At 64.1% G+C, this 16,068-nt stretch carries 13 protein-coding genes and 1 pseudogene; 7 read left to right on the top strand and 7 right to left on the bottom strand.

Features of this window, described 5'->3' with window-relative positions; translation table 11 throughout:
- Both ACX5I4_RS14565 and ACX5I4_RS14560 read left to right on the top strand, forming a co-directional pair.
- Positions 1 to 1,034, top strand: a pseudogene (locus ACX5I4_RS14565) (ABC transporter permease).
- Complete coding sequence (locus tag ACX5I4_RS14560) at positions 1,031 to 2,755, top strand: dipeptide ABC transporter ATP-binding protein (RefSeq protein WP_461837273.1); 1,725 nt, start codon at positions 1,031 to 1,033, stop codon at positions 2,753 to 2,755. Before ACX5I4_RS14565 ends, ACX5I4_RS14560 begins: the two are co-directional and overlap by 4 nt.
- 78 nt (positions 2,756 to 2,833) lie before the next feature.
- Here the strand turns inward: ACX5I4_RS14560 and ACX5I4_RS14555 are convergent, their stop codons facing one another.
- Complete coding sequence (locus ACX5I4_RS14555) at positions 2,834 to 3,493, bottom strand: NADPH-dependent F420 reductase (protein ID WP_461837272.1); 660 nt, start codon at positions 3,491 to 3,493, stop codon at positions 2,834 to 2,836.
- A gap of 77 nt (positions 3,494 to 3,570) precedes the next feature.
- Between ACX5I4_RS14555 and ACX5I4_RS14550 the strand changes: the two genes are divergently transcribed.
- Both ACX5I4_RS14550 and ACX5I4_RS14545 read left to right on the top strand, forming a co-directional pair.
- On the top strand, positions 3,571 to 3,957 hold the full coding sequence (locus tag ACX5I4_RS14550) for a chorismate mutase (RefSeq protein ID WP_461837271.1): 387 nt from the start codon (positions 3,571 to 3,573) through the stop codon (positions 3,955 to 3,957).
- A gap of 4 nt (positions 3,958 to 3,961) precedes the next feature.
- Positions 3,962 to 4,999: a uroporphyrinogen decarboxylase/cobalamine-independent methonine synthase family protein gene (locus ACX5I4_RS14545; protein WP_461837270.1), complete on the top strand. Its 1,038-nt coding sequence runs from the start codon at positions 3,962 to 3,964 to the stop codon at positions 4,997 to 4,999.
- Between the two features lie 16 nt (positions 5,000 to 5,015).
- On the opposite strand, the gene ACX5I4_RS14540 is transcribed toward ACX5I4_RS14545, so the two are convergent.
- From ACX5I4_RS14540 to ACX5I4_RS14515, 6 genes are all read right to left on the bottom strand, one after another.
- Positions 5,016 to 5,750: a DUF4166 domain-containing protein gene (locus tag ACX5I4_RS14540; RefSeq protein ID WP_461837269.1), complete on the bottom strand. Its 735-nt coding sequence runs from the start codon at positions 5,748 to 5,750 to the stop codon at positions 5,016 to 5,018.
- Positions 5,751 to 5,802: 52 nt separating this feature from the next.
- Positions 5,803 to 7,095, bottom strand: coding sequence for a DUF58 domain-containing protein (locus ACX5I4_RS14535; RefSeq protein WP_461837268.1), 1,293 nt, complete (start codon positions 7,093 to 7,095; stop codon positions 5,803 to 5,805).
- A gap of 64 nt (positions 7,096 to 7,159) precedes the next feature.
- Complete coding sequence (locus tag ACX5I4_RS14530; RefSeq protein ID WP_461837267.1) at positions 7,160 to 8,215, bottom strand: AAA family ATPase; 1,056 nt, start codon at positions 8,213 to 8,215, stop codon at positions 7,160 to 7,162.
- A gap of 11 nt (positions 8,216 to 8,226) precedes the next feature.
- Positions 8,227 to 9,468, bottom strand: a complete 1,242-nt coding sequence (locus ACX5I4_RS14525) for a DUF4350 domain-containing protein (RefSeq protein ID WP_461837266.1) — start codon at positions 9,466 to 9,468, stop codon at positions 8,227 to 8,229.
- A complete protein-coding gene (locus ACX5I4_RS14520) occupies positions 9,465 to 10,187 on the bottom strand; it encodes a DUF4129 domain-containing protein (protein ID WP_461837265.1) in 723 nt (240 codons plus the stop codon). Before ACX5I4_RS14520 ends, ACX5I4_RS14525 begins: the two co-directional genes overlap by 4 nt.
- Positions 10,148 to 11,173: a DUF7847 domain-containing protein gene (locus tag ACX5I4_RS14515; RefSeq protein WP_461837264.1), complete on the bottom strand. Its 1,026-nt coding sequence runs from the start codon at positions 11,171 to 11,173 to the stop codon at positions 10,148 to 10,150. Before ACX5I4_RS14515 ends, ACX5I4_RS14520 begins: the two co-directional genes overlap by 40 nt.
- A 416-nt stretch (positions 11,174 to 11,589) precedes the next feature.
- On the opposite strand from ACX5I4_RS14515, the gene mtrA reads away from it, so the two are divergent.
- The 3 genes from mtrA (at position 11,590) to ACX5I4_RS14500 (ending at position 15,954) form a co-directional block, all read left to right on the top strand.
- Positions 11,590 to 12,264 (top strand): MtrAB system response regulator MtrA, encoded by a 675-nt coding sequence (mtrA, locus tag ACX5I4_RS14510; protein WP_184736948.1) that lies wholly within the window; start codon positions 11,590 to 11,592, stop codon positions 12,262 to 12,264.
- A gap of 118 nt (positions 12,265 to 12,382) precedes the next feature.
- Positions 12,383 to 14,221 (top strand): MtrAB system histidine kinase MtrB, encoded by a 1,839-nt coding sequence (gene mtrB / locus ACX5I4_RS14505; protein WP_461838739.1) that lies wholly within the window; start codon positions 12,383 to 12,385, stop codon positions 14,219 to 14,221.
- Positions 14,218 to 15,954, top strand: coding sequence for an LpqB family beta-propeller domain-containing protein (locus tag ACX5I4_RS14500; RefSeq protein WP_461837263.1), 1,737 nt, complete (start codon positions 14,218 to 14,220; stop codon positions 15,952 to 15,954). Before mtrB ends, ACX5I4_RS14500 begins: the two co-directional genes overlap by 4 nt.
- Positions 15,955 to 16,068 lie beyond the last annotated feature (114 nt).

The following is a 16,068-nucleotide window of genomic DNA, read 5'->3' as shown; positions in this document are numbered from 1 at the left end:
ATGAGCACTGCAACAATTTCCGGACGGAAGAAGTCCTTCCTGTCCGGACTCCCTGTCATTTCGCACCTCAACAAGAGCGTTGGCCTGCAGCGCGGCATGCTCATCACCGGGCTCGTGCTGACCGGGTTCTTCCTGCTCTGCACAGTGCTGGCGCCCTGGATAGCGCCTTACGGCTACTCCCAACTGAGTGACGCCTCCGGCACGTTCCCCACCCAGCAGGCCCCCAGCAGCAAGCACCTGCTCGGTACCACGGTCGGCGGCTACGACGTCCTCTCCCGCGTTCTTTGGGGGTCCCAGACGGCGGTGACAGTCATCATTGTGTCGGTCGCCATGTCCATCTTCCTCGGCGTCGCACTGGGCCTGCTCAGCGGCTACTTTGGTGGCTGGCTGGACAGGATCCTGGTGGTCGTTGCCGACGCCATCTATGCTTTCCCGACGCTGCTGCTGGCGATCGTCATCTCGATCGTGATCAGCAGGGACAATCGAGCTTCTGGGGCGGCATCCTATCGTGCTCGTTCGCAATCACGGTGGTGTTCGTGCCGCAATACTTCCGCGTGATCCGCGCCGAAACCATCAGGCTCAAGGCCGAGCCGTTCGTCGAATCAGCCATGGTGCTGGGTGCTTCCAGCCTGCGGATCATCACCCGCCACATCTTCAAGAACGCCACGCGCACCCTGCCGCTGATGTTCACGCTCAATGCCTCCGAGGCAATCCAGACGCTGGCGGGCCTCGGTTTCCTGGGATTCGGCATCGAGCCGACTTCCGCAGCTGAATGGGGTTTCGACCTCAACAAGGCGCTGGCGGATGCCTCGTCCGGCATCTGGTGGACGGGTGTGTTTCCCGGTCTTGCCATCGCCCTCACAGTGCTTGGGCTGACTCTCGTCGGTGAGAGCATCAACGACCTCAACGATCCCCGACTACGCGGACGTAAGCGTGCTGGAGGGAAGGTTTCCCGCTCCAAGGCGCCGGCAGGAACCGACGGCAAGAACACAGGGGGCACCACTGCTCCTGAACCAGAAGCAGGTAAGGCATGACCACCAACATCGGCAACATCTCGGACCAGCCGCGGGAACCACGGCAGCCCGTCCTGGACATCGAACGGCTCAAAGTCACCTTTGCCACGGACAGCGGCGACGTCTACGCCGTCAAGGACGTCAGCCTCGAGGTCAAGGCCGGCGAAGTGCTGGCGATCGTAGGGGAGTCCGGCTCCGGCAAGACTGTCACCGCCAAGACCATCCTCGGTCTGCTCCCGGAAACGGCCATCAGCTCGGGAACCGTGCTGATCAATGGCAACAACGTCATCAGCGTCAGTGCCTCCAAGCTGCGCAAGATCCGTGGCCGTGACGTGGCGATGGTCTTTCAGGAACCCTCCACTGCCTTGAACCCGGTGTTCACCGTCGGCTGGCAGATCGCCGAAGGCATCCGGGCCCATGCCTCGGACGGACATCGGATCTCCGCCAAGGAAGCCAAGAAGCGGGCCACCGAAGCCCTGCGGAAGGTCGGCATTCCCGATCCCGAAATCCGGGTCAATTACTACCCCCACCAGCTTTCCGGGGGCCAGAAGCAACGTGTGGTCATCGCGGCCGCGCTTGCCTTGAATCCGGGTTTGATTGTGGCGGACGAGCCGACGACGGCCTTGGACGTCACTGTCCAGGCGGAGATTCTGCAGTTGCTGCGGGATCTTCGGGACAAGTACGGCACATCGATCGTGCTCATTACACACAACATGGGTGTGGTGGCTGACCTGGCGGACCGCGTGGTGGTCATGTATCAGGGCGACGTAGTGGAAGAAGCCACGGCAAAGGTTCTCTTCGCCGAGCCCAAGCAGGACTACACCAAGAAGTTGCTGGGCGCCGTGCCGCACCTCGGCCGCAACTCAGCGTCCGAAGGGGCCACCGAACGGATGCACCAGGGCGGAAAGGTCCTGGTCGAGGCCAAGAACCTCACCATCGAGTATCCGGGACGCCTCGGCAAGCCCGGGTTCAAGGCCGTGGACAACGTCAGCTTCACCGTCTCCGAGAACGAGGTCTTCGGCCTGGTGGGCGAGTCCGGTTCGGGCAAGTCCACCATCGGCCGGGCCATAGCAGGCCTCACCAGGGCAACCGGTGGCAGCCTCAAGGTCCTCGGCTACGAAATGCTGGACTTCAAGGAGCACACCTTCAAGCCGCTGCGCAGGGACATCGGTTTCGTCTTCCAGGATCCGGCAGCCTCGTTCAACCCGCACTTGACCATCGGCGAATGCGTTGCGGAGCCGTTGCTCATCCATACCCACCCGAGTCCGGCGCAAACACGTCTGCGGGTGGCCCAGTTGCTCGAATCGGTGCAGCTGCCGGCGTCGTACGCTGAACGCTTCCCTCACGAGCTCTCGGGCGGGCAGCGCCAGCGCGCTTCGCTAGCGCGCTCGCTCGCGCTCAACCCGCGCCTCCTGATCGCCGACGAGCCGACCTCGGCCCTGGACGTTTCCGTTCAGGCAAAGGTCCTGGAACTGTTCAAGGACATCCAGGAAGAGTTCGGTTTTGCCGCGCTGTTCATCAGCCACGACCTCGCAGTGGTGGACATGCTCTCCCATTGGGTTGGCGTGTTGCTCAAGGGCAAGCTGGTGGAGCAGGGGATCGGTAGCCAGATCATGGGCAATCCGCGGCACGACTATACCCGCAGGCTCATCGCCTCGCTGCCGGTACCGGATCCTGATGAACAGGCCCGACGCCGGGAAGAGCACCGCGAGCTGCTGGGCACCGAGCTACTCGAAAGCTAGCCGTGTCCCTCGACGGGAAGACCCGCCTTTCGTGTGAAGGGCGGGTCTTTCGTCTGTGTCGGTCTTTCCGGGGGCTGCCTACTCGGAGACTACGGCGATGTTGAACATCTTGCCTTTCGGCTGGCGCATGAAGATCCGCAGCCAGAGCGGAAGCCACATTTCCAAGGCTCGGGCGGCGTCGAGCGCGCCCAGGTCCCGGATGTGTTCGGGGAGCCAGCCGAATTCCCGCAGGAGCGCGACGACGGCGGCCTTGGCTTCGTCGTCGTTCCCGGCCACGAAAACGTCGTGCGCCCCGTCGGCGAGCCTGAGCGGATCAACCCCCAGCGGAGCCTCCAAGGTGTTGAGGGTCTTGACCACACGGGCCTCGGGGAAGGAACGTTGGATAGTTTCAGCGATGCTGTCGGTATTGCAGACGGAAAGCGACGGCGGGAATCCGGCGGACGAATCCAGCGGATTGGACACATCCACCAGGACCTTGCCTGCCAGGTTCGCTGCCCCGGCCTCACTCAATGCGGCGAGGGAGACAGTGCCGGGTGTTGCGTTGACCACGATCTCGGCCATGGCCGCCGCCTGGGCGAAGGAACCGGAGCTTGCCCGCGGACCCGCCTGCGCCGCCCACGCCGTCCCTTTGGGATTGCCCGCCTCCCGGGAACCCATCATGACCTCATGGCCAACCGCCACCAGTTTGCCGGCCAGCGCATGCCCCACCCTTCCGGTGCCAAGAACTGCGATTTTCATGCGTGCTCTCCTTTTCATCGGCGTGGACATGCCCATTCTGCCCTTCGACGCGCGGCCAGCACACCTAGACTGGAGGAATGACCGAGCAGAACCATGCCCTTCCCGACGCCGATTCCTTCGATCCCTCAGCCAGCTCCCTTGCCGGCCGTGTGGACAAGTCCGTCATGGACGAGCTCCTCTCCATCCGGTCCAGCATCGACAACATTGATGCCACCCTTGTGTTCCTCCTTGCGGAACGCTTCAAGGCCACCCAGAAAGTAGGAGTCCTTAAGGCGACGCACAAGCTCCCGGCAGGGGACCCGGGCCGCGAATCCGCCCAGATCGCACGGTTGCGCCGGCTCGCCGAGGAAGCGCACCTGGATCCCGCCTTTGCTGAGAAGTTCCTGAATTTCATCATCAGCGAGGTCATCCGGCACCACGAGGCAATCGCCGAAGACCACCAGGCTTCCATCGCGCAGGCCTGAACACATGCCCGCAGAAACCACGCAGAACCAGGTCACCGCGACGGCCCTGGGTCCTTGGCCCGGGACCGATCCCGCGGAGGCTGCACGGATCATCCGTGGCGAACTGGGCAGTCCTCACCTGCCATTCTTGGCTGAGCTTCCGGACCGCGGCGTTGGTTCCGATGCCCTTGGCCGGACGGCTTCCCTGCTGGTTGAGTTGGCCATCGATGTGCAGCCCCACGGCTGGCGCCTGGTTGACCGCCCCGGGAAGGACCTGCGGCGTGCAAAGTCCGCCCTTGCCACGGACATCAATGTGCTGGCTGACGTTGCCGGCTCCGAAGAATCTTCCGCGGAGGCGCTGAAGATTCAGCTGCGCGGTCCTATGAGCCTCGCCGCGGGCCTTTACTTGCACAACGGGGAGCGCGCCCTTCTTGACTACGGTGCCCGCAGGGATATTGCGGAATCCTTGGCCGCCGGTATCGCCGAGCACGTCACCAGGGTCCGGGCCGCAGTGCCGGGAGCTGAAGTGGTGGTCCAACTCGACGAGCCGGACATTGCTTCTGTGTTGGCAGGTACCATTCCCACCGCGAGCGGCTACCGCACCCTGCGGTCCATCCCGGGCGAAGAGGTTACGGGCGCCTGGCGGCTGGTGATCGACGCTGTGCGGGCAGCCGGAGTGGCCGAGACAGTAGTCTCCGTTCCGGAGATCGAAGCACCCATCCAGCAGATCCTGGCCGCCGGAGCCGATGGCGTCGCCCTTCCGCTTAAAGCGCTCACCACGCGCCAATGGGAACAGATTGCGACGGCAGTAGAGGACGGCAAGCGCTTCTGGGCTGGCGCTCTGCCCACTGACAATCCGCGAGCAACCTTGCCACGCACTGCCGAGGTGGTGGACACCGTCTGGCGGCCTTGGCACCAGCTCGGCCTACCGGCGTCGAGTTTGAGGGCCGTGCGTGTCACGCCGTCGGACGGGCTGGCCGGGTACTCGCCGTCCGGAGCCAAGGAGGTCCTTAACCGCTTGACCCAGCTCGCCGATGGATTGAACCAGCTCGCCCTCGGCTAGCCGTCTCCCACGTCGTCTAGACCCGCCGTTCCCAGCGGTCCGGCTCGGCGTATCGGGGGAGCCCGACGGCGGCGGTGGCGGTCCGCGCGGCTGCCGCGCCATCCGTCCCGGGCAGCGAGGGCGCCAAGCGGTAGTCAAATGAGCCCGCGTAAACAAGGACCAGGCCGATGTGTTTCTGGAGCACCTTCACCTGGATTCGGTGCTTGCCTTCTGCCGGATCCCACCACTGCTCCGCGTAGGCCTTCGCGTCGAGGGCAATGGGCAAGGTGAGCCTGAGGGGACCCAGGAACAAACGTGACGCGCCCGAGACGCCGCGAAGCCGCCCTTCCGGGGTGACATCCAGCTCCAATGCCGTGGCCAGTCTGCGGTAGCGGCCCAGGTAGTCGATCAGCAGGGTGGCCCCGTCGCTGGCGGTTTCCGCGGCGGTGGTGTCGTGGAACAGCCGGGTACGCCCGGGAAAGAATATTTCACGCCGGGCCGTGAGGCTGGAGCGCCCGAATGGATCAAGGTGTGCATGGTTTTCGATGCGGAACGGAACGTGCTCGCCATACTCCGGGAAGAAGGCCTGGTCCCCGGCAACAGTGGCCAGGAGCGGCCGGAGCCATTTCTGCCTGCAGCCGACCACATCGAACACGCCCTCGCCGATTCCGTATGATCCGGATCCCGGCGCAAGCGAGAAATAGTCCTGGAGCTCAGGCTGCAGCTGCCGGAACTTTCTGCCCAGCGCCAATTCGTAGATGGGTGTGCTCATGTGGTTTCCTCGGTTTCCCGGTATTGGTTGATGGGCTCGGCGGCCGTCCCGGCTACAAACGGCCCGCAGCCTTCAGGCGAATGTACGCATCCGCCAGGCGCGGCGGCAATTCAAGCGGCTCGGCGTCGACTACTTCTGCGCCAAGCTGGCGCAATTGAGCGCTGACCGCTTCACGGTCAAGGAGGGCCCGCTCGGCAGCCGAGGCACGGAAGACCTGGCTCGCCGTCGTGCGTTCCTCTTTCATTCGCCCCAGCAAGGGGTCACGAACCGATGCAACCAACACGACGTGCTGCCTCACCAGTTGCGCCACCAAGGGAATGAGTCCTTCCTCGGGGGCCCCGGCGTCGAGCGAGGTCAACAGCACTACCAGTGAACGGTGCGCGGAAATGGCCCGCACTTGGGCCGGGATCTGGGCCCAATCCATCTCTATCAGTTCGGCCTCAAGCGGCGCCATGGCCAGGACAAGGGAGCCGAGGAGGTTGCCCTTGGCTGCTGAGTCCACGCGCCCGCGGACGCGTCGATCGAATGCGAAGAAGTCCACCCGGTCTCCGCCTCGCTCGGCCAGCACAGCCAGCAGGAGGGCCGCTTCCATTCCGGTGTCCAGGCGAGGCTCGTCGTCGATCCGTGCTGCCGCCGTGCGCGAGGTGTCGAGCATGATCACGACGCGTCTGTCCCGTTCGGGACGCCAAGTCCGGACGACGACGGCGGTGCGCCGCGCGGTTGCGCGCCAGTCGATGGAGCGCACGTCGTCGCCCCGGACGTAGTCGCGGAGGGAATCGAACTCCGTGCCGGCTCCCCGGATCTGGACCGCCGCCTTGCCATCGAGTTCCCGCAGTTTCCGCAGCTTGGAGGGCAAGTGCCGCTTGGAGTGGAACGGCGGCAGGACGCGCAGGCGGCCGGGGAGGGGTACGGTGCGTTGCCTGGCTGCCAGGCCGAGAGGGCCGAAGGAACGCAGCGTGACGTGCGGTGCCGTCAGGTCGCCACGCCGTGTAGGCCTGAGCCGGACTGACATTCGCCGCCGCTCACCAGCAGGGATCTCGACGCGCTGGATGGGGGCGACGTTTCCGGCGGAGGGTTGCCAAGCGTCACGCACCAGCCCGCGGAAGGTCCGGCGGGTGCCGTTATCCAGCGTCAGCACGGACTCCGCCTCCGAGTGGAGGGTGACATTGCCCGGATCCTGGCGCTGCAGGGCAATCTTGGCGGGCGATGCTGCCAGCAGGAGGTCGGACAACATCAGGGCCAAAAGCCCGGTCGCGATGAGCAGGACCGTACCCCACGCGGGGAAAAGCACCAAGGGCGCCAACGCGGCAAATACCAGCAGCACAAAGCGGCCTGTGATCGCCATTCAGCACCACTGGATAGTCATAGGGCGGACAGACGTAAAGTGGAAAGTCATGAGCCGCGGCCAATCAGCGCGGAACGGGGACAGAAGCAAGGATTCTGCCCAGGACATCATCCACGTGGACGCCGTCCATCTGGGCTTCCGGGCGAAGCCCTACACGGTGCCGCAGACATGGCAAGGACAGTGCTTTGACGTCGTCGGGGGTGACGAAGTTGCGTCCGGACAACCATGCCCAGGCGCGCGAAGTGTTGAGCAGTGCCGTGGCGCCACGTGGGGAGACCCCCAGCTGGAACGACGGCGCCGCGCGTGTCGCCCGGACGACGTCCACGATGTATCCCAGGATTTCCGGGGCCACTGTCACTCGGGCCACCGCGTCGCGGGCATTTTGGAGTTCGGCCGCGCCCGCCACCGGCCTGACCCCGGCTGCCAACAAGTTGCGCGGATCGAAGCCTTCCGAGTGCCTTCTGATCACCTCGATTTCCTCGGCACGTCCGGGCAACGGCATGGAGAGCTTGAGGAGGAAGCGGTCCAGCTGGGCCTCCGGCAGGGGATAGGTGCCCTCGTATTCCACGGGGTTCTGCGTCGCGGCAACGATGAACGGCGATGGCAAGGGGCGGGAAAGTCCGTCCACGGATACCTGGCGTTCCTCCATGGCCTCCAGCAGCGAGGCCTGGGTCTTGGGAGGCGTTCGGTTGATTTCGTCCGCCAACATGATGTTGGTGAAGACCGGGCCTTCGCGGAAGGTGAATTCCGAGGTGTGCGAATCGTAGACGAGGGAGCCGGTGACATCGCCAGGCATGAGGTCTGGCGTGAACTGGACGCGCTTCGTCTCCAGGCTGAGCGCGGTGGACAAAGCACGCACCAGCAGCGTCTTGGCAACCCCTGGCACGCCTTCCAGCAGGACGTGACCCCCGCAGAGCAAGGCGATGAGCATGCCTGTCACCGTTGCATCCTGCCCAACGACGGCCTTTCCTACTTCGTGACGGACGTCCAGCAGGGCTTTGCGGGCGGGATCGGGCTCCACAGAGTGCCGGACCGGCTGCTCCGCCGGTGGTCCCTGCGATGCCGTCCCTCCCGAGTAACCATAGTTCCCGTCCGTGAAGCTGTTTGCATGATTGCTCATTGGTTGACTGCTCATGGGGCTGTTGCCTCCTGCTCGAGTTTTTCGATGCTTTGTGCCCATCGGACCAATTCGGAATCGGTGCCGGGCTGGTGGTCCAGCAGCATCCGGAGCTCCTGTGCCGGGCGGTCCACCTTTCGGGCCACCGCGTCAATGACGGCAGCTGCGCCCTCCTCGGGGCCGAGCCGGAAGTGCCTGGCAAGCCTGGTCAGGGCGCCGGCCCGTAGGTTGTCTGCTGCCCGGCCGACCGCCCGCGAATCCTGGTACAACCGGGCGCGGCCTTCGGCCGTTTCTGCGGCCTTGACCACCACCGGCAACGGTTCGAATACGAGCGGACCGAGCCGCCGGCCACGCCACAGCACGGCGACCAGTGCCACCACCATGAGCCACAGGCCCAGGAACCCCACCCACGGTGGCGCCAATTCATTGAGCGTAGGCGGCCTACCGGCGGTGGGTACGTCTCCGAGGCCGGGGAGATACCAGACGAGATCCGGGGCAGGTCCAAGGGTGCGGAAGGCCAAGGCGGCGTTGCCCTCCTCCTGCAGCAGATCGTTGCTGAGCAGGGCCGTGCTGCCGAGAACCACGAGCCGGCCGTCCGCACTGGCGGCGTACATCCCGCCGTCGCCACTGCCTGGGCTGTAGCACGTCGCGTCGGCTCCCTTGTAAAGGAACCCGTTCTTGCCGGAGACACGGCCCGCGGCGAGGGGATCCGCTTGGCCACATCCCGCTTCCAAGGTTGCCGTGCCGCTCGGAACCACGCCTGCGTGACGGATCCCGCTGCCCAGTCCGGTCAGGGTCCGGGGGCCGGGGGACACCACCACCACGCGTCCGGCTGCTTTCACCAACGCGTGCAACTGGGCAGAGTCAAGATAGCCGTTGCGGTCATACAGCAGGACAGTGGCCTCTGGTTTCCCTGCAAGGAACGAGGTTGTAGAGGCGAAGGAATCGGATTCCGTGACTGTCACGCCGTGCTGTCGGAGGATTTCGGCCGCTGCCATTGCCCCGTCCGGGGCAGGATTACGTGCAGACAGCGTTGCCTTGTCCGTGTTCGCGGGATGTTGGGCCACGGTGAGGATCCCAAGCACCACCACGATCGCTCCGATGATGATCCAGGCCATGTGGCGTCTTGACCAGCCAAGCAACCGCGCGGTCCACCGGACTCTTTGGCCGTCCTTGGTTCCATCCTGACTGTGTGCTGCGTCGGGGGCTCGGCCAGGGGTGTCGCCTTCCTTGGCCTTGCCGGGAGTTGACGTCATCGCGGCACCGCCAGACTGTTGCCTGCCTGACCGGCGAAATCAGGTTTCGTGGCCGACAACTCCGTGTCCAGGGCCAGGACAGCGGCGTGATCGGAAGAGGTGGCCGCTGCCTTGCCGTATCTCACCCCGTCGAAAAGCCTGGCAGCGTGCTCAAGCCGCGAACCGGCGGACGCGAACGAGCGCCCCAATTGGGCGGCCGCCTCGTCCGCGGTCCGGCCGGCTTGGGTATCAATGATTGCGAGGTCCTCAGCCGAGCGAACCACCGCGCGGAACTGCTCGACGACGGCCGTCTGCCAGTCTCCACGGCCCGCGGCGGCAGATGCCAACGCGCGGAATGCCTCGGCATTCACCGACGACGCCTCGTCAAAAACCTCCGCCGATTCCTTCTTGCGGGCGTTGAGCCGCGGCCTGATCACGATCACGGCAACCACGATGAGGACCACCACCAACGCTCCAATCACCGGCATGCCGATATTCGGCCCGTTGATGGAATCGCCGTTCAGTGAACGGAGCCACTCGACGAACTGGTTCCACATTTCATCGATCCAACTGGGTTTGGCCGATGCGTATTGCGGCTTGGAGAGTTCCTCAACTGCCCACCGTTGGGCTTCCTCGCGATCCGGGTTAACGGGAGGTTCGGAGGCAGCGAAAAGAAAGGCCAAGGACCCGGAAGCCTGGATCATCCCGTTGGTGAGCCCTGACCGGTCGTTGGCGGCCATGTCGGCGTGCGAAGTTGACGAACCCCGCTCCGGCCGGGAACGCCGTCGGGTTCTTCTCCCGTCTCCAGAAGCCGCAGCAGCTCCACGTCCAGGCCGTCTCGTCGCATCCGCAGGTCCATGTAGATCAGGGCCGCGACCGAGGTTTGGAAGGCGAAGCCAACTGCACCCACCAGGGCCGCGATGACCAGCGAAACCACCAGCAGGACCACTGAGGTGGTGGTCATTTGTTCGGCGCTGGCATGAGGGGAAAAGACTGCCGTCATTCCGCCGGAGGCCAAGCTCAAGGGAATCTGGATGACCATCGCGATGACTCCCACCATGAAGCCGACAAGCAGCGTGATGCCGAAGATCCGCCACCAATTCCTGGCCGTGAGGTTCCAGGAGCGCCGAAGACCGGCGAGGACGCCGAGTTCTTCCACGGTGACGGCGGCCGGGGCCACCATCAGCTTTGTGTAGACCCAGGCATAGACGACGACCGCGCCGAGTCCCAAAGGAAGAACCAAAAGCAACCCGACCGGTCCCAGGCCAGTCAGGATGAGGGCGGCCAACACGATGATGACCACGAAGAACAGCAATGAGCCGGCAAGCATGAGGAAGCCAAGCCCCACAAGGGACCAGATACGTGAGCGGGCCAGCGTCCACATTTGCTTGAACCCGGTCCGGCGGTTCAACGCCGATCTCGCGACGGGGATTGCCATGACGCCTTGGAGGATGGCGGAAAGCACCATGGCGAGCATTGAAACACCCATGGTTCCGGCGGCGACGCCGAGGACCGGGCCAAGGTACTGCATCGCTTCGGACTGGGTGGTGAAACCATCCACTGGAGCTTGGGCTATGCCGAGCATGCCCAGTGTGGCCACCCCGCTCGACGCGCCCTTGATTGCCTGAACAACGAGTGCCGAACCGAACATGGTCTTGGCGTTCCGGCGGATGGTCTGAAAGGCGCCATCCATGATCTCGCCGAACATCAGTGGCCGGAGGGGCACGATTCCGGGTTTCGGGGGAGCGACGTAGCGGGGCTGGCCGTAAGGCGGCGGACCCCCGGCCGGCCAGCGCGGATCAACCGGGGCGCCCCACGGCTGCCCAGGATGCTGTGGCGGCCCCCACTGTGGCTGCGTTCCCCACTGTGGCTGTGCGCCCGCTTGCGGAGCCCCCCATTGTGGCGGGGCGCCCCACGGTGGCCGCGGTCCCTGTTCAGGCCGGTAACCCGGATCGGGCTGTGACACGTTTTCCTCCCCAAAAGATGCGTCCGCGGCAATGCACGGACCCCGAAAGGGGCCGTTCGCACCAGCCTATAGTTCCGCCGTCGCGCCTCATAGCCCATTTGGTTGCGGGCTGCAGCGCGCCATGCCGTGATCCGGCTCAACGGGACAAAGGCAGGGTGATAAGGGAATATATAACTATGAAGGCACGCATCCTGGTAGTAGACGACGACGAAGCGCTGGCTGAAATGATCGGCATCGTGCTGCGGAACGACGGCTTCGACCCGGTGTTTTGCGCGGACGGAGGGCAAGCGCTTGAAGTTTTCCGTTCTTCAAAGCCCGACCTGGTACTGCTTGACCTGATGCTGCCCGGTTCGGACGGCATCGAAGTGTGCCGGCAGATCCGCGGGGAGTCGGACGTTCCCATCGTCATGCTCACCGCCAAATCGGATACCTCCGATGTTGTCCGCGGCCTTGAATCGGGGGCCGATGACTACGTGCCAAAGCCCTTCAAGCCGGCCGAACTCGTGGCACGGGTCCGCGCCCGCCTGCGCCCGGGAGACCAGAAAGCGCCTGAGACCCTGCGGATTGCCGATGTCACCATCGACGTCGCGGGCCACTTGGTGACGCGCGGCGGAGAGCGGATTTCGCTAACGCCCTTGGAATTCGATCTCCTGGTCGCCCTGGCGCGCAAGCCTTGGCAGGTCTTCACCCGCGAACTGCTCCTTGAGCAAGTGTGGGGCTATCGCCACGCTGCCGACACCCGGCTGGTCAACGTCCATGTCCAGCGGCTGCGGTCCAAGATCGAACGTGATCCGGAAGCCCCCGAAGTTGTATTGACGGTTCGTGGTGTCGGATATAAAGCAGGCTCCTGAGTCTTCCACCGGCGAGTCCGGCACTGACCAAGAGACAGCATCGGCCGAGGTCAAACACACCGTTGCAGGACATCCTGTCCCGGAACACACCGACGCGCGGGCACTAAACCTCCCCTGGATCCTGGAGCGCACTCGCATCTGGACCCGCCGCGCCCTGATCCTGGCACTTCGTGTCTCCCGCCTCGTGGTGACCGGACTTCGCCACATTCGTCCAGGAATCCGGTATTTGTGGCGCGCCCTGCTGCGCCGTTGGCGCCGCTCGCTTGAATTCAGGACCGTTGCCGTGACGATCGTGCTGTCGGTCGTGTCATTTGCGGTGGTCGGGGCGTACCTCTCAAACCAGATAGCGAACAACCTGTTCCAGGAGCGCCTGAAGCAAGCCGAATCTGAGAGCCGCTACTACGTCAAACAAGTCCAAGACACCTTTGACGGTTCACAGGCCAACGACCAATCGAGCGTCATCACCCTCGTTTACGACACCCTCAAGGCAGTCGAGGGCAACGGTTCGGTCATCCAGCGGCGATACGTTTTCGAAGCCATGCCCGAACAGACCAAGCCGCGCAACCGCTGGGTGGAATCACGGGCATCGGATCAATTGACGGTACGCGTCATCCCCCCCGCGCTCCGCAAATCGGTCCAGGAATCGGGCAAGGACCAGTACTGGGCTTCCACGGAGTTCCCGGTCGGCAACCAAGACCACCCGGGCATCGCTGTTGGAAACAAAGTCACCTTCAACGGCACCGTCTACGAGCTCTATCTCCTCTACGACCTGGACACCGCCCAACAAACGCTGGACGAGATCCAGAACGTGCTGTGGGCGGGTGGCGCCGCGCTCATCCTGATGATCGGTGGCATTGCCTGGTACGTGACCAGGAACGTCGTGAGTCCGGTGAGCCATGCCGCCGTCGTCTCCGAGAAGCTGGCCGCGGGCCAGTTGCAGGAGCGAATGGTGGTCAAAGGCGAAGACGAGGTGGCCAGGCTGGGCGCCTCCTTCAACCACATGGCCGCGAGCCTGCAGGAACAGATCACGCAATTGGCCACTTTGTCCCAGATGCAGCAGCGATTCGTGTCCGATGTGTCCCACGAACTGCGGACCCCCCTCACGACTGTCCGGATGGCAGCAGAGGTGCTGTTCGACGCGCGGGATGACTTCGACCCCATCAACAAGCGCTCCGCCGAGCTCCTGTACAACCAGGTGGAGCGTTTCCAGTCCTTGCTCTCGGACCTGCTGGAGATTTCACGCTTCGACGCCGGCGCTGCTGTTCTGGACTCCGAGCCGACGGACATACTCCAGGTGGTATCCCATGTTATCGACAGTGCCTCGCCGGTCGCCGCGGAGTACGGCTCCGAAGTGCGTCTCACCTCCCGCCACAAACGCATCATCGTCGAAATGGATTCCCGCAGGATCGATCGCATCCTTCGGAACTTGCTGCTCAACGCCGTCGAACATGGTGAGGGAAAACCCGTCCATGTCTCTGTCGCAGCCAACCATGAAGCGGTCGCTGTCTCAGTGCGCGACTTCGGCATAGGGATGAGTCCGGCCGAGGCCGCGCGGGTGTTCGATCGCTTCTGGCGTGCCGATCCCGCCCGTGCCCGGACAACCGGTGGCAGCGGCCTTGGGCTTTCCATCGCGGCGGAGGACACCAAGCTCCACAACGGTTGGCTTCAGGCTTGGGGCCGCAAAGGATCTGGTTCCAACTTCCGATTGACCTTGCCTCTCAAGAAGGGAGGCGCCATTGTGAAATCCCCGTTGCAGCTTGAACCGGCGGATATCCACTTGCCCGGCGCCGCCCCCGAGCGCCAAATGCTCGTCGTGGATGCGGGCGAAGCCCCGCCGGAGCAGGGTTCAGCGAACCCGACGCCGAATGGTCCTTCGGCGATGCCGTCGGCGCTACTTCCGGCCCCGCCTCCGGGCGGCAAGGACGATGCCGACACAGCAGGGGGAACCGCACTATGAGTTCCCGACGCTCGTACTTGCCCCGGCGCCGGTATCTGCTGAGGGCCACAATCGCCGTTCTTGCGGTCCTCATGGTGGTCCTCAGTTCCTGCGCGCAAATTCCACGGTCCGGTCCCGTGGGAAAGAGCAAAGACCAAAGCGCGGGCAACCCGAACGCTCCCGTCTTCTTCCCTCCGCCGCCACACCCGGGAGCCAGCCCGGCGTCCATCATTGAAGACTTCTACGGCGCCGGCAGCGGGTACGAAGGCGACTATGCAGTGGCCCGGCAATACCTTACGCAGTCGCTGTCCGTCAGCTGGAAGTCGGACAAGCGAACCCTCGTTTTCCGCAAGGCGACAGTCGTCAAAACCGGCGTGGAAAATGAGTTCAAGTACCAGCTCGACCTCGCCTACGCGGTCGACGCCGACGGCGTTGCCACACAGTTTCCCGAAGGAACCACCGAGACGATCCCGGTGACTCTGGAACAGGTCGACGGCGAGTGGCGGATCTCGGCGGTTCCGGACGGTACGGCGATCCCGGAAGAGACATTCAAAGTCATCTATGCGGCCCAGCCCATCTATTTCTACGACCCCACTTTTACGTACGCGGTTCCGGATATCCGCTGGTTCATCAAGAAGAACACCGTCAAGGCGATGACCAGCGCCTTGCTCGCCGGTCCGGCACCATACCTGCGGGGCGCCGTCGTCAGCGCTTTTCCTTCGGGCATGAAGCTGGCCAGGGAATCGGTGCCCGTTGTTTCGGGAGCAGCCCAGGTTGACCTGTCAGCGAAGGAGCTCGTCGACGCTTCTGCCGAAGACAGGCAGCGCATGCAGAATCAGCTGGCACTGACGTTCCGCAGCCAATCGGATGTGGTGAACGTGCAGCTCCGGGCTGACCAGGATCTTGTCCGGGTGGAAGACAACGGTTCGGTCCTGCCGCCGGTGCTCGAGAAGAGTGCACCAGCCCGTCAGATCGCAGTCAGCAACAACGAACTGGTGCGCTACGAGAACAACAGAATCTCGCCCCTCCCGGACATGCAGCCGGTGGCTGGGCTGAATCCGAAGGCGCCCGCCGAGTCTCCGACATCCCAGGCGGTGGCCTTCCTCAACGACGCTGGAACCGTCCTTTATTCGATCATTCCGGGCCAGCCCGCCCGTCAGTTGACAACCAGGAGCACGCTGAGCCATCCCTCCTTCAGTCCGCAGGATTGGGTCTGGACGGCAGGGCCGGGAGCCAGCGGTGCCACCGAGGTCGTGGCATTCAAACCCTCCAACGTTGCGCAGGGCCAGCCTGTCCCCACAGTGACGATGACACCGGCATGGCTCGCCGGGCGCGTCGTGAGGGATTTCCGAATATCCCGCGAAGGAACGCGCGCGCTGGTCATCTCCGAAATGAACGGCAAGTCATCCGTGCAAGTGACCGGCATTGTCCGCAATCCCGACGGCACCCCCAAAGATCTGACCGCCCCGATTACCTTGATTTCTTCGGCCCCTGCCGATCAAGGTGTTTGGGTCAATTCCACAACGGTTGCCGTGATGAAGGCCTCATCCAGTCAAAACGTTGTTCCCGAGTTGCTCTCCCTGACATCCAGCCAGCCCCAGCTGTTACCGGCGTGGCCGAGCCTGACAACCATCAGCGCGGGCAACGGGCCCGACCAGATATTCGGACAGTCGGCGGCCGGAGTGTTCCAGCGGGTGGGCAATGGCTGGGAACTGCAACTCAAAGGTCCGGTGGACCCGGCCTTCCCGGGCTAACAGTCGGCTATCGCCAACTTCTCCACGTAGCCCCTTGTCCACATAGGCTGGTTCTCCACATGCGCAAGTTCGTTGCCGTTGGCCGCGGGTGAGAAGGCCCATGCTTGGGGAATG

This window comes from Arthrobacter sp. MMS24-S77 (assembly GCF_054888235.1).
This window is presented reverse-complemented; position numbering and strand designations above follow the sequence as displayed.